Raw genomic sequence first — 13698 nt, 5'->3', positions numbered from 1 at the left:
TCGTTTTGCCTGACACACCTCGTTGGATGGTTTGGGGCCGCTTCGCAGCCCAGCGCGAGCAAGCTCGCTCGCCACAAAAGCTCGCTAGTGAGATCACAGTGTTCCCGACAATAAGGCAAACTGACGGCCTCTGCAGCAGGACGCTCTTATGCTCAAAACCCTCGCGGTGGCCAATTACCGCTCGATCAATAAATTGGTGATTCCGCTGGGTCGGTTGAACCTGATCACCGGTCCCAACGGCAGCGGTAAATCCAACCTCTACCGCGCATTGCGGTTGCTGGCGGAAACCGCTCAGGGTGGCGTCGTCAACGCCTTGGCCCGCGAGGGCGGGCTGGATTCGACGTTCTGGGCCGGGCCGGAAACCATCACCCGGCGCATGCGCAATGGTGAAGTCCCGATCGAGGCGACCGTACGCCACGGCGCCAAACGCCTGCGCCTGGGATTCGCTGGCGAGGATTTCAGCTACTCGATCGCCCTGGGTTTACCGGAGCCGAGCCTGTCTGAGTTTTCCCTGGACCCGGAAATCAAAAAGGAATGCATCTGGAACGGTCCGGTTTATCGCCCGGCCAGTCTTCTAGTGGAACGTAACGGCCCGATGATCCGCGCCCGTGTCGGTCGCGACTGGGACGTGCTCGCCCAGCACACACCGAATTTCGACAGCCTGTTCGATCAGGTCGGCAGCTTCCGTACCTCGCCGGAAGTCATGCAACTGCGGGAATTCATCCGCCGCTGGCGCTTCTACGATCACTTTCGCAGCGATGCCGATGCGCCGGTGCGCCAACCACAATTGGGCACCCGCACGCCGGTGTTGCACCACGACGGGCGCGACCTCGCCGCCGCGTTGCAGACGATTCGTGAAATCGGCGACCCCGAGGCGCTGCAGACTGCGATCAGCGACGCGTTCCCCGGTGCGCGATTGAACATCGCGCCGTTGCAGGGCGGGCGGTTTGCGATTGAGTTTTTCCAGGAGGGGTTGCTGCGGCCGTTGTCGGCGGCCGAGTTGTCGGACGGGACCTTGCGTTATTTGTTGCTGGTGGCGGCGCTGCTGACGCCTCGGCCGCCGACGTTGATGGTGCTGAACGAGCCGGAAACCAGTTTGCACCCAGATCTGTTGCCGGCGCTGGCGCGGTTGATTATCCGGGCGTCGGAGCAGTGCCAGGTTTGGGTGGTGTCCCATGCGCGGCGATTGATTTCGGCGTTGCAGGAGGATCCGGAGTGCAATTGCATTGTGTTGGAGAAGACATTGGGCCAGACGGGGATTGTCGGGCAGCGGGTGCTGGATGAGCCTGCCTGGCATTGGCCAGACTAAGTCCGCGTCTGATAACCGCTTTCGCGAGCAAGCCCGCTCCCACATCAGACCGCGTCCCGTCTGGGCAACTCGGTCAACTGTGGGAGCAACTGTCTTGATGCCCTTTGTTTTAAAAGCATATTGATATCACGCAAAAAACTATTCTGCGGATTTGCCGAGGCAAAGGAACACGACTATTTTCCTTGCAGCTGTAGGAGGGATCTTTTTTTCGAAAAACCCCTCCAAGGACGCACAGCTTTTGGCCAGACTCCCTGGCCGAACCCTCACAAGGAAGAGAAAAATGGCTGACGTGAAAGTGCCGCAGCGGTTGGATCCGCAGGAAATCGTGAAGTTATTGGTGGCATTGCGCCGGGCATTGGAGGCCCGGGTGGCCTGAATGCGCGGGCGCTTTTGTGGCGAGGGAGCTTGCTCCCGCTCGACTGCGCAGCAGTCGCAAAATCAGTCGAAACGGTGTGCCTGAAGAAGCGCATGTGCAGGTTTTAGGGTCGCTTCGCAACCCAGCGGGAGCAAGCTCCCTCGCCACAGGTTTCTCGCACACACAAAAAAACGCCGACGCTCTATCAGCCGTCGGCGTTCGAAACCTTGAAGGGTTTTACCTCGCGAATCAGAACGCCGGCAGTACCGCGCCGCTGTACTTCTTCTCGATGAATGCTTTCACTTCCGGGCTGGTCAGGGCTTTGGCCAGTTTCTGGATGGCAACGCTGTCCTTGTTGTCCGGACGGGCCACCAGGAAGTTCACGTAAGGCGAATCCGCACCTTCGATGACCAGCGCGTCTTTAGCCGGGTTCAGACCTGCTTCCAGCGCGTAGTTGGTGTTGATCATGTCCAGGTCGACCTGGTCCAGCACACGCGGCAGCATGGCCGATTCCAGTTCCTTGAACTTGAAGTTGTGCGGATTCTTGGCGATGTCTTTCGGGGTGGCCAAGGCGTTTTTCGGGTCTTTCAACTCGATCAGGCCAGCCTTCTGCAGCAGGATCAGGGCACGGCCGCTGTTGCTGCCTTCGTTCGGGATGGCAATGGTCGCGCCGTCTTTCAGCTCAGCCAGGGATTTGACTTTCTTCGAGTAGCCGCCAAATGGTTCGACGTGCACACCGATCACGGTCACCAGGTTGGTGCCTTTGCCTTCGTTGAAGCTTTTCAGGTACGGCAGGGTCTGGAAGTAGTTGGCGTCCAGACGCTTCTGATCGACCTGTACGTTCGGCTGAACGTAGTCGGTGAAGACTTTGATTTCCAGGTCCACGCCTTCTTTGGCGAGGGTTGGCTTGATCAATTCAAGAATCTCGGCGTGTGGAACGGGGGTCGCCGCAACCACCAGTTTCTCGCCAGCCTGGGCCAGACCCGCAGTCAGGGCAGCCGCCAGTGCGGTGAACAACAGAACCTTTTTCATGCAGTGTCCTTATCGAAAATCACGGTCGTCGTCGACGACGGCTATTAGTACGAGTGCCATTGAAGTGCTATCGCTGGCGTGAAGCGGACAATACCGGGATTTTTTATTCCCGAACAATATCTTTTATTCACTTTCATATTCCATTTTGTTCATACCGATAACTACAGCGTCTGCGCCAGGCTTTCCAGCAAACGCTTGAGTGCCGAACGCTCGGCAGCCGTGCCGCTTTTGATCGTGTGAGTTACTTGTTGCTCAATCTGCACCAACGACACAGGCACCTCCGGCAGATTCAAATGCTCAGGCAGAATCTCGTCGCCGGTGCTGACCAGCAGCGCAAAGTGAATGACGTTTTCCAGCTCCCGGGTGTTGCCCGGCCAACTGTGCCGCTCCAGCACAAGCTGCGCGGCTTCGCTGATCAGCGGCACCGGCAGGTCGAGGCGCTGGCTGTAGATGCCGAGGAAATATTCGGACAACGAAAGGATATCGCCGACTCGCTCGCGCAATGCGGGCAGTTCGAGCTGGCCTTCGCCGAGGTAGTGATAAAGCCGTTCATGAAATTTCCCGGCCGCCACCGCTTGCGCCAGGTCGATGCTGGTGGCTGCCACCAAGCGCACGTCCACCGGGCTCGGTTGATGAGCGCCAACGCGGGTGACTTCGTGGTTTTCCAGCGCGACGAGCAATTTGATCTGGATTGGCAGCGGCAAGTCGCCGATCTCATCCAGATAAAGCGTTCCCCCGTTGGCCGAACCGAACCACCCCGCACGGCTGCTGGCCGAACCGCTGTAACTGCCGGCGGCGTAGCCGAACAGTTCAGCGTCGGCATAGGTCGGGCTGATGGCACCGCAATTGACCGAGACGAACAACCCGCCGCGATCACTCGCACGATGAATATGCCGCGCGAGCAATTCCTTGCCGCTGCCGGTCTCGCCACGGATCAACACTGAGATCGAGCGCGGCGCCAGTTGCTCCAGCTCCTGGCGCAACTGACGGGAGCGCGGATCGACAAACACCAGCGCCTTGGCACGAATGCTCAGCGGGCTTTTTTCGGCGTCGGGGAAGGTCAGCAGTGGCTGGCCGAAGGCTTCAAAACTCATGGCAGACTCCCGCCCAAAACCGCCGGGGAGACGGGGGGCGTTTAACAAGAAAAAGGTTTACGCACGTCGCAGGGCGTGATGTTCCATACGGTTTTGCAGGCGATAGAGATAGGCAAAACCCTGCTCCCAGCGCTGGTGACCGGACTTCACGTTTATGTGCCCGGCACCCGCCAGAATCCCCGCCTCGGAGCCCCAGTTACGGGCCAGCTCAAGGGCTCGCGGCGCACTGACGGCGCTGTCGTTGTCGGAGCTGACGACCTGACTCGGGAAGGGCAACAAGTGGCTCGGGATCGGCGCGAAGTTACGCAGCGCCGGCGAGCACGCGGGGCGCTCGACGTCCGCCGGCGCGACCAGCAAGGCACCGCGCACCTGACGCAAAAGATTCAGAGGTGCAGTGGCGGCCCAATGCGCAACGGTAATGCAACCCAGACTGTGCGCAATCAAGATCACCGGCGTGCTGTCAGCGGCAATCGCCTCGGCCAGCGCCGCTACCCAGTCTTCACGACGTGGCGTCAGCCAATCGGCCTGCTCCACCCGCGCGCTGTTCGGCAGACTGTTCTGCCAGTGGCTTTGCCAATGATCTTCCGGCGATCCTTGCCAGCCCGGCACAATCAGGTAGCGAATTGATTCGTTGCGCATGGGGAACTCTCCTGCTGCGTGTCTGTTCCCGGTCGAGTATAGGGAGGAGAGTTATATTCGTTAAGGAATAAGAAGCTATTTATTAAGACCCACAAGGAATATGCAGTGGTTTTGAATAGATAAAAAAAGGGACCGCACCCTGCCAAGGAGACGGCCCCGGAAACTCAAAATCTATTTGCGCTGATCAACAATTCTGAAGCCGATGATTGGCGAAATCAGTTATCCAATAAAGGAATATTTAATTCCTTTGTTAGACCCGAATTGCATATACCAATCACCCTGAACAACCGCCGAATCATCGCTGCTTGCGTCACAACCTACCGTTCCTTTGGGTCAAATTGATGACGGACGTTTTCGCTTTTGAGTTTCCGCAGACATTGCTCAGACCTGAGCAGCACGCACTTGCTGTGGCTCTGTCGCGCCCTGGCGCACAAATCGGTTCGCCCGTGCAAACGTCCCGAAATCATTGAACCGAACACCCATCTCACGCATCACCTTATGCGCCACCGGCACGGTCATCTGGCGGATGTAAAACGGTTCCTTCACCACAAAGTGATGAATCCCGTGGCTGCTGCCGAAGTTGAAGCAGAACGCCTGCATCGGCCACATCCACCAAGGGTTCAGCACCTGGGTTTGCTGAATCACATTGCCCGGCTCCACGTCTCCGTAGTAGTGCATGTTGGAGCTGACAAAGTGCAGGCAGAACGTACGCAATACGTTCGGGCCGATGATCACCACGGCAGCGATGTCGATCACCTGCATCACTGACAGCGTGGTCGCCGACCATTCGATTGGCGTCCCCAGCAGATAGGCAATGCCATTAGCCGCATGAAAACCGAGGAACACATACCACGCGCCCCAATGCACCAGCGCCAGCGGCGCGTACACCTTCAGTGCGCGTTTGATGATGCTGATTTTATGAGCCAAGGTTTTCGCCCGCAGCATGCGAATGAACGCCGACATCACGTTATCGCCGACCATCAGCAGCCGCGCAAAACCCCAAGGCTCGCCATTGGTGATCGCACGCTCTTCCATGTCGGCTTCCGTACCGGACACCTTGTGGTGATTGAGGTGCAGCTGCCGACGAATCCACGGATTGATCGTGCTCGGCCGCGCCAGCCACACCAGGCCCATCATCAGGTTGTGCGGCACGCGTTGCTTGCGAAAGTACATGCTATGGATCAGGTCGTGTTCCAGTTCGTGGGTCAACGAGGCGAAGAACGCATTGAGCAGCAGGCACACCCACCAGGCCATGTGCCCGGTCAGGTAGAGCGCCGCCGAACCGATCATTCCAGCCAGTGCGAAGGCCAGAATGCCCGCGCCCAAGGCGTCCTGATGATTGAGAATCGGGTAGCGTTTGCGCAGCTCGACCCCTTTGGCCAGCACCACTTCGCGAATATGCGCTGATCGTTGGGCGGCATTCAGTCGTTGGGGACTTGCAGAAGTACGGTCCATGCTTCCATCCTCTGGTTATTGATGTTCGCATCCTGCCTTGTGAACCCTCGCAAGGTGGTAGCCGTGAACGCCAACCTGTTGACCGGAAGCGCCAATCAGCATGACTGAACCGACCTCCCTCGCCAGCTGGACCCGCGCCCTGCGCAAGCAACTCGATGCGTTGGGCCTCGACAGCACCGCCCTGTGCCAACAGGCGGGGCTCGACCCGCAGTTGATGGACGACCCGAACGCCCGTTACCCGTTGTCGGGCACCACGCGCCTGTGGGAAATCGCGGTGCAGGTCAGTGGCGACCCGGCGATTGGCCTGCGGGTGTCGCGCTTTGTCAGCCCGACCACGTTTCATGCGCTCGGTTATGCATTGGTGGCCAGTGGCAGTCTGCGTGAAGTGTTCGAGCGCATCGTGCGTTATCACCAGGTGGTCAGCGATGCTTTGGAACTGGAGCTGACTCGCACCGAGGATCGCTACCGTTTCCGCCTGAAAATTCCCGAAGGCAATCCCGCACCGGCACTCGAAGCCATCGACGCATTTGCCGCGATCTACGTGCGCACCTGCCGCAATCGCCTGGGCCGCGAATATGCTCCCATGGCGGTGTACTTGCGCCGCCCGGAACCGGCCGACCCGCATCAATGGCACAAAGTCTTTCGTTCGCCGGTGTATTTCGCCGCCGACGAGGACCGACTGGAATTCGCCCTCGCGGACTTCGACAGTCACCTGGACGACGCCAACCCGGAACTGGCCGAACACAACGAAGCGGTGCTCAAGCGCACCCTGGCACAACTCAAACCGCTGACCTGGGAACGCAAGGTCCGCGATGCCATTGAAGAGCAATTGCCCGAAGGCGAACCCAGCGCCGAACACATCGCCAAGGCCCTGCACTTGAGCTTGCGCAGCCTGCAACGGCATCTGGCGGACGAAGGCTGTCGGTTCGATACGCTGCTCAACGAAAGTCGGGAAAACCTGGCGCTGCTGCACCTGCGTGATCCGCAATGCTCATTGAGTGAGATCAGTTATTTGTTGGGGTTCGCCGATACGAGCAGCTTCAGCCGCGCGTTCAAACGCTGGACCGGGATGACACCGGGGCAGTTTCGGGATGGGTTGCGGTGACAAATCTGGAAGGTGGATTGACTGTTCCGGGCTCATCGCGAGCAAGCTCGCGAAGGCGATCGTCAATGCACTACATCGTTCTCAGCTTTTGACCAGACTTCGTGCAACACCTGATTTCCACTGATCCATCATCGCGTCGCCAACCTCGGCAAAACCGCGGTTAGCCCGAATGTAGTGAGCCATCTCGCCCATCGCCACATCCATCCCATGAGCAACCTGTTGCAGCAGTTCATTGCAGCGCCCTTCCGTCAGGTTGCAGGCCGAACGACCAAACCGCATCAACATTTTGTACTTGGGCCAAGCCTTTGATCCACCTAACAGCAACGCCATGCTGTCGGACTTGATGTAGACCGACGTCGTGACGATGTCGTAGGCCGGAGCGAGGTTGATCTGAGCATCGGTGGCGCAATGTTCGTACAGCACCCCGAAGTTCTTGAGGTGAGCGTCGCCATTCTTCAAACCGGACGAGAGCGCGACGATCTTGAAGAAAGATTCAAGCGCCTGGTTGAGCAATGACGGGGAGACAAATTCTTTGATTTGCTTCGCGGCACCTTCATACGAGCCATCGTATTTGGCCTTCGATGGCCAGGCATTGAGGACACAAAAATCCTCGAACCCCAAATACCCTCGATCATCGAGATCGAAACGTTTGACGACCAGAAATTTACCGTGCTCGCTGAGTTCAAATGTCGGCACTTCAAGTCCGCAATGCAGCGCGGCACGCATGCAGAAATACTCGTTGGCCGCGAGCTCGGGGTATTCCTCTGGACGAAAGGATTTGACCAGGTGCGTCGCGCCTCGATGGGTCAGTCGGTCGACCGTTGTCGCACTGTCCCGGACAAGCACTTTCGGCTGGACGCCCGAAACACCCGAATACTGGCCATAGGTGTGCAACAGATCATCGAACAAACCTTGCGCGCCGTCATGTACAAGAAGATCCGCAAGGCTGGTTTCCGGGGGCCGGTCACTCGCATCTTGCGCGTTCGCAATGCCCACTCGTCCAAGCTGATACGGGCCGACAATCGCCAGCATCGCGAAATCATCAAACCCGCGCACCGCTTTGCTGAAACGACGAACCAATTCATCGCGCAGAGCGCCCTCGGGCAGGTTCATTTCAAAAATGGGCAGTACACCTTGCTCCCACGTGTAACTCTCAAGGCGCGTCGGCATGGTCAGCGAGACTGCGTTTTCCTCCTGCGCGTTTTCGGCGTAGGTAAAAACCGAATCTGCGCGAGACTGACCACGACCGAGGGTGCCTATTGCCCCTCCGGAAACACTGATGTGCAGCCTGTCCTTTTCCTGCTGCTCAGCCATGGAAGTTGGCCTTTTTCAGAGAGTCCAACGTTGGGCGCTTCGACTGACGGGGCACGGCGGTAAGCACGTATCCGAATCCATTAAGGATCGCCTCAACCTTACGCAGACCAATTTCCGAGAGGGTGTTGTTCTCGATACCTGAAATCGTGGAACGGCTCATGCCGTACTGTTTTGCCAGTGCATCCTGAGAAAGCTTTCGCTCTTTGCGTAGAGATCGGATGAGTTCGCCAAGGTTTTCCATTGTTCAACCTGCATCGTATACCGTGCAATTTTCCACAAATTGTGAATATGCATTGTATTTAGTGCAGTTTTATACCGAAGTCCAGCTCATTTTTTATCCCAGGCCCTTGAATCTACCGCCCCCCGATCCCGCCGCAACAACTTGCGCACCCGCGCCACCAGCTCACTCACGGCAAACGGCTTGAGCAAGTAATCATCCTCATGCAGCTCCAACCCGCGCAGGCGATCTTCGATGCCATCCTTGGTGGTGAGGAACAGTACCGGCGTGTCACCCAGCTTGCGGATCTGCTGCTGCAACTGCCAGCCGTTGAGGCCCGGCAGCATCACGTCGAGGATGATCAGTTGGTATTCGCCGGACTCGATAAAACGCCGGCCGTCCATGCCGTTAAGCGCCACGTCGACCGTATAACTCGCCTCGTTCAGGCCGTTGGCCAGGCGTTTGGCGATCTCCGGTTCGTCTTCTACTAACAGCACACGCATGGCACACCTCGATTGTCGTCATCACAGGCTAGGCGCGTTCGGGCCGATTGCCCATCACAAACTTCAATTCATCCCCCCTGTGGGAGCGGGCTTGCTCGCGAAGGCGATGTGTCAGCTGCATTAAAGTCGACTGACACGCCCTCTTCGCGAGCAAGCCCGCTCCCACAGAGGTTATGTGTTGCAGCTAGATAGCGGCCAACGTCCGCAACCGTACGGCATCCAGAATTTCGATTTCGCCGTAGCCCAGGCCAATAATCCCCTGCCCCTGCAAGTCCTTCAGAATCTGATTGGTCGTCTGCCGCGACAGCGACAACATCGACGCCAATTGCTCCTGCGGCAGTTGCAGCACCCGTCGCGGTGGATCGAATTCGCCATAACCCTCGGCAATCATCAGCAGGCGATGAGCCAGGCGTGCCGGCGCTGGCATCAGGCTCAGTTGTTCGAGGCTGACGAAGGTCAGGCGCAGTTTGTGGCTCATCAGCAGCGCCACTTGCCGCCAGTACACCGGTTGTTCGTCGAGCAACCCCAGCAGCGCCGCCTGCGGGATGTGCAACAGCGTGCACTGGCCCACGCCGAAGGCATCGTGAGTGCGCGGCTGGCCGTCGAACAGGCAGATTTCGCCGAACCAATGGGGCGACTCCACCAGGCTCAGCAATGCTTCCTTGCCCTGCTCGCTGACCGCGCCGATGCGCACCGAACCTTCGAGCACCGCATACAGCCCGCAGGGCGGATCACCGCGCTTGAACAGCAGTTGCCCCGACGACAACCGTCGCACCCGGGCCGCAGCCAGCAGACTATCCTGTAAGGGAACAGGTAAATGACTGAACCACTGCCCCGACTCCAGGCGCGAACGCCAGACCTGCATGTCCATGAAAACTCCTGGAGATTGTCGCCTGCCTGACAGAGCGAAAGGTGAACCCGAGGCATGATCAATCACCCTACAGGAGGAATATCAATGAAAAGCCTCGTTGACCATCTCAGTCAATACGCCGCGTACCACCGTGACCCGCGCAACATTGCCAGCCACTTTATCGGGATTCCGTTGATTGTGGTGGCCGTGGCGGTGTTGCTGTCGCGGCCGCAATGGGTTGGAGGCTGGGTTTCCCCGGCGATGCTGGTGGCACTGGCCTCGGCGTGGTTTTACCTGCGTCTGGAAGTGCGCCTCGGGGTTTTGATGACCGTGTTGCTGGGGCTGTGCGTTTGGGCGGGTCAGGTTCTTGCGCAGCACAGTACGCTGGTGTGGCTGGCGAGCGGGATCGGGATGTTTGTGGTGGGCTGGGCGATTCAGTTTGTTGGCCATCACTATGAAGGGCGTAAACCGGCGTTTGTCGATGATGTGACGGGGTTGATTGTCGGGCCGTTGTTTGTGGCGGTTGAGCTGGCGTTTTTGCTCGGGTTGCGGCGGGATTTGAAAGAGCAGATCGAGGCGCGTGTGGGGGGTGTTCGGATTAATCCGAAGCGTGCTGCTGCGTAGATCGCTTTCGCGGGCAAGCCTGAACTGGTCAAGTAAATCCGGACACCGTTTACGGTGCTTATGCCGCTTTTTGCTCCATAGCTATGGGCGACAGGTAGTTGTTGTAGCTGTGTAGCCGGGTGCGGTTGTAGTACATGAAGAAGCGGACCATGTCGGTTTGTGCTTCCTCGCTCGTGCCATAGCCGCCGCGAGGCACCCATTCTGACTTCAGGGTGCCGAAAAACCGCTCTGTTGGCGCATTGTCCCAGCACTGACCACGATGGCTCATGCTTTGCAAAATGCCATGGCGCATCAGCTCCTCTTGAAACTTGCGACTGGTGTACTGACAACCTTGATCCGAATGAAACATCAATCCAGGTGAGCACGTTCGAAGCTCTGTGGCCATGCGCAGCGCCTTGCTGACCAGGTTGGCATCATTGATCAGGGAAAACGCCCAACCGATCACTCGGCGCGCAAACAGGTCGATCACGACGGCCAGATGAACCCAGCGCTTACCCACCATCAAGCTTGTAACGTCGCCACACCAGACTTGATTGACCGCCGCCGGCTTGAAATTGCGCTTAAGCAGATTGGGCGCGACAAATGCTTCCACTCCTTTGGACCTGAACGGGTGAGGCTGGCGTTGCTTACTGACAATGTTGGCCTCTCTCATCAGCGCCTGAACAAGGCTTCTGCCGACCGCTATGTTTTGGGCCTTCAGATTTTTGCTAATCGTTCTGGACCCCATGGCTTCGCGGCTTTCGCTGTGCAACTCAACCACTTTCCCTTTGAGCTCTTCGCGCCTGATCCTTGGTCTGGCACGCCGCTGCATCCATTCATAAAAGCTGCTGCGCTTCACATCGAAAACGCGACACAGGGTGGCGGTCGGAAATGACTCTCTTAGCTCCGCGATCATCGAAAACGATCGGGGTCCGACATCAAGAGAGCGGTAGCCTTTTTTAAGATATCGGCTTCCATTTCCATGCGCTTGATCTTAGCTTTCAAGTCCTGAATCTGGCGCTGATCCTCGGTAATGGCCTTGGTGCCTTGAATCGGCTCCCCCTTGTGTTCCTTGCGAACCTGATCTACCCAGCGCCGTAACGCGGTGGCACTGATGTCCAGCGAGGCGCAGACTTCCTGTACCGAACAATGATCATCAATCACCATGCTGGCCGCACGGTGTTTGAACTCGCGGGAAAAGACTCTTCTTTCTTTCATGGAACCTCCAAATTGGCGAAATCATATCGCCCTTAAGAGGTGTCCGGAATTATTAGGCCAGTTCAGCCTCGCTCCCACAGGGGATCTATATACACCATAGATCCCGTGTGGGAGCGGGCTTGCTCGCGAAGCTTTTGCTTTAGATGTTGGCGAGTTTCTGCCAGACCTTGGGCTTGAAGAACAACGTCTCGCCCTTCGCCAAACCGATCAGGCTGTCGTGATCCTTCACCACTTCAGCTTCGATCAACTCGCTCTGGCCTTCGACCTTCAACGTGACCCGAGTCGTCGCGCCCAGCGGACGGATATCCCGTACCTCGGCCGCATGGTGATCTTCCAGCTCATGCCGCGACAGTGACACTTCGTGCGGACGGAACAGCACGTGGTTGTCTTCACCCAGATGCAGACGGTTCGAATCGCCGAGGAAGTGATAAACGAAATCGCTGGCCGGGTTTTCGTAGACGTCGCCCGGTGAGCCAATCTGTTCGATCACGCCTTTGTTCATCACCACGATACGGTCGGCGACTTCCATGGCCTCTTCCTGATCGTGGGTTACGAACACCGAGGTCAGGTTGATGTCTTCGTGCAGCCGCGCCAGCCAGCGACGCAGTTCTTTACGGACCTTGGCGTCGAGTGCACCGAACGGTTCATCAAGCAGCAGCACTTTCGGCTCAACTGCCAGGGCTCGGGCCAACGCGATGCGCTGACGCTGGCCGCCAGAAAGTTGCTCCGGGTAGCGATCCGACAGCCAGTCCAGTTGCACCATGTTCAGCAGCTCATGAACCTTCACCGCAATCTGGCTTTCGCTCGGGCGCTGGTTTTTCGGTTTCATGCGCAGGCCGAACGCGACGTTGTCGAACACCGTCATGTGCCGGAACAGCGCGTAGTGCTGGAACACGAAGCCGACATTGCGATCACGCACATCGTGGCCGGAAACGTCTTCACCGTGGAACACGATGTTGCCCTGATCCGGAGTTTCCAGGCCGGCGATGATCCGCAACAGCGTGGTTTTACCGCAACCCGACGGGCCGAGCAGCGCCACGAGCTCACCGCTTTGAATGTCCAGGCTGATGTTGTCCAGCGCCTTGAACGCATTGAAATTCTTGCTGACGTTACGCACTTCGATCGACATGAATTATTCCTCCGCGGCGCTGGCGCGCAGGCGGTTAATACGGTTTTCGCTCCACTGCTTAAGCAGCAGGATGAAGAGCGCCATGATCAGCAACAGGCTCGCCACAGCGAACGCGGCCACGTGGTTGTATTCGTTGTAGAGGATCTCGACGTGCAGCGGCAAGGTGTTGGTCACCCCGCGAATGTGCCCGGAAACCACCGACACCGCACCGAATTCACCCATCGCCCGCGCGGTACACAACACCACGCCGTAGATCAGGCCCCATTTGATATTGGGAACGGTGACGTGCCAGAACATCTGCCAGCCATTGGCCCCAAGCAAGCGCGCGGCCTCTTCTTCCTGGGTGCCCTGTTCCTGCATCAGCGGGATCAGCTCACGGGCCACGAACGGCACGGTGACGAAGATCGTCGCCAGCACGATGCCTGGCAAGGCGAAGACGATCTGGATGTCGTGATCCTGCAACCACGGCCCGAACAGGCCCTGGGCGCCGAACATCAGCACGTAGACCAGACCGGCGATGACCGGCGAGACCGAGAACGGCAGGTCGATCAGCGTGACCAGCATACTTTTGCCACGGAACGAGTATTTGCTCACACACCACGCCGCGCTGACGCCGAACACCACGTTCAGCGGCACCGAAATCAGCACGGCGATGACCGTGAGTTTCAGGGCCGACAAAGCGTCGGGTTCGAAGATCGCGGTGAAGAACGCACCGATTCCGAGCTTCAGGCCCTGAGACACCACGATCACCAGCGGCAGCAACAGGAACAGGGCGAACACCAGCCAGCCAAGGCCGATCAGGATTCGCCGCGATGAAGCGCTGCCACGGCGGGCGGCGTTCGAGGAAGCAGCAGCAATAGACGATTGGGACATTT

Annotated in this window: 15 protein-coding genes; 3 read left to right on the top strand and 12 right to left on the bottom strand. The window is 58.2% G+C overall.

The window, feature by feature from the left end:
* The first annotated feature begins 148 nt into the window (after positions 1–148).
* Positions 149–1309: an AAA family ATPase gene (locus ACA060_RS00940; RefSeq protein ID WP_497314891.1), complete on the top strand. Its 1161-nt coding sequence runs from the start codon at positions 149–151 to the stop codon at positions 1307–1309.
* 604 nt (positions 1310–1913) lie between these two features.
* On the opposite strand, the gene ACA060_RS00935 is transcribed toward ACA060_RS00940, so the two are convergent.
* The 4 genes from ACA060_RS00935 to ACA060_RS00920 form a co-directional block, all read right to left on the bottom strand.
* Positions 1914–2696, bottom strand: coding sequence for a MetQ/NlpA family ABC transporter substrate-binding protein (locus ACA060_RS00935; protein ID WP_064675356.1), 783 nt, complete (start codon positions 2694–2696; stop codon positions 1914–1916).
* A 161-nt stretch (positions 2697–2857) separates the two neighbouring features.
* Positions 2858–3790 carry a sigma 54-interacting transcriptional regulator gene (locus tag ACA060_RS00930; protein WP_497314889.1) on the bottom strand — a complete coding sequence of 311 codons (933 nt, stop codon included), beginning with the start codon at positions 3788–3790 and terminating at the stop codon, positions 2858–2860.
* Between the two features lie 57 nt (positions 3791–3847).
* Positions 3848–4429 carry an alpha/beta hydrolase gene (locus ACA060_RS00925; RefSeq protein ID WP_497314887.1) on the bottom strand — a complete coding sequence of 194 codons (582 nt, stop codon included), beginning with the start codon at positions 4427–4429 and terminating at the stop codon, positions 3848–3850.
* 381 nt (positions 4430–4810) lie between these two features.
* The gene (locus ACA060_RS00920; RefSeq protein WP_497314885.1) at positions 4811–5884 is read right to left on the bottom strand and encodes a fatty acid desaturase; all 1074 of its coding nucleotides are present in this window, start codon (positions 5882–5884) and stop codon (positions 4811–4813) included.
* A gap of 100 nt (positions 5885–5984) precedes the next feature.
* Here ACA060_RS00920 and ACA060_RS00915 point away from each other — a divergent pair, with 100 nt between their 5' ends.
* Complete coding sequence (locus ACA060_RS00915) at positions 5985–6989, top strand: AraC family transcriptional regulator (protein WP_497314883.1); 1005 nt, start codon at positions 5985–5987, stop codon at positions 6987–6989.
* 81 nt (positions 6990–7070) lie between these two features.
* Here ACA060_RS00915 and ACA060_RS00910 read toward each other — a convergent pair whose 3' ends face one another.
* The 4 genes from ACA060_RS00910 to ACA060_RS00895 form a co-directional block, all read right to left on the bottom strand.
* Positions 7071–8303, bottom strand: coding sequence for a type II toxin-antitoxin system HipA family toxin (locus tag ACA060_RS00910; RefSeq protein WP_497314881.1), 1233 nt, complete (start codon positions 8301–8303; stop codon positions 7071–7073).
* Entirely contained in the window at positions 8296–8544 is a 249-nt protein-coding gene (locus ACA060_RS00905) for a helix-turn-helix domain-containing protein (RefSeq protein ID WP_109627262.1), read from the bottom strand. The genes ACA060_RS00910 and ACA060_RS00905 overlap by 8 nt, the downstream gene beginning before the upstream one ends.
* An 86-nt stretch (positions 8545–8630) precedes the next feature.
* Positions 8631–9023: a response regulator gene (locus tag ACA060_RS00900; RefSeq protein WP_497314879.1), complete on the bottom strand. Its 393-nt coding sequence runs from the start codon at positions 9021–9023 to the stop codon at positions 8631–8633.
* 184 nt (positions 9024–9207) lie between these two features.
* On the bottom strand, positions 9208–9894 hold the full coding sequence (locus tag ACA060_RS00895; protein ID WP_497314878.1) for a Crp/Fnr family transcriptional regulator: 687 nt from the start codon (positions 9892–9894) through the stop codon (positions 9208–9210).
* 84 nt (positions 9895–9978) lie between these two features.
* Here ACA060_RS00895 and ACA060_RS00890 point away from each other — a divergent pair, with 84 nt between their 5' ends.
* Positions 9979–10497, top strand: coding sequence for an Mpo1 family 2-hydroxy fatty acid dioxygenase (locus ACA060_RS00890; RefSeq protein WP_497314876.1), 519 nt, complete (start codon positions 9979–9981; stop codon positions 10495–10497).
* Positions 10498–10555: 58 nt separating this feature from the next.
* Here ACA060_RS00890 and ACA060_RS00885 read toward each other — a convergent pair whose 3' ends face one another.
* The 4 genes from ACA060_RS00885 to cysW form a co-directional block, all read right to left on the bottom strand.
* On the bottom strand, positions 10556–11392 hold the full coding sequence (locus ACA060_RS00885; RefSeq protein ID WP_497313044.1) for an IS3 family transposase: 837 nt from the start codon (positions 11390–11392) through the stop codon (positions 10556–10558).
* A complete protein-coding gene (locus ACA060_RS00880; RefSeq protein ID WP_497313046.1) occupies positions 11389–11694 on the bottom strand; it encodes a transposase in 306 nt (101 codons plus the stop codon). Before ACA060_RS00880 ends, ACA060_RS00885 begins: the two co-directional genes overlap by 4 nt.
* Before the next feature lie 139 nt (positions 11695–11833).
* On the bottom strand, positions 11834–12823 hold the full coding sequence (locus ACA060_RS00875; RefSeq protein ID WP_109627250.1) for a sulfate/molybdate ABC transporter ATP-binding protein: 990 nt from the start codon (positions 12821–12823) through the stop codon (positions 11834–11836).
* A gap of 3 nt (positions 12824–12826) precedes the next feature.
* Complete coding sequence (gene cysW, locus ACA060_RS00870) at positions 12827–13696, bottom strand: sulfate ABC transporter permease subunit CysW (protein WP_109627248.1); 870 nt, start codon at positions 13694–13696, stop codon at positions 12827–12829.
* Positions 13697–13698: the final 2 nt, after the last annotated feature.

This window comes from Pseudomonas sp. LBUM1671, from assembly GCF_059695685.1.
This window is presented reverse-complemented; position numbering and strand designations above follow the sequence as displayed.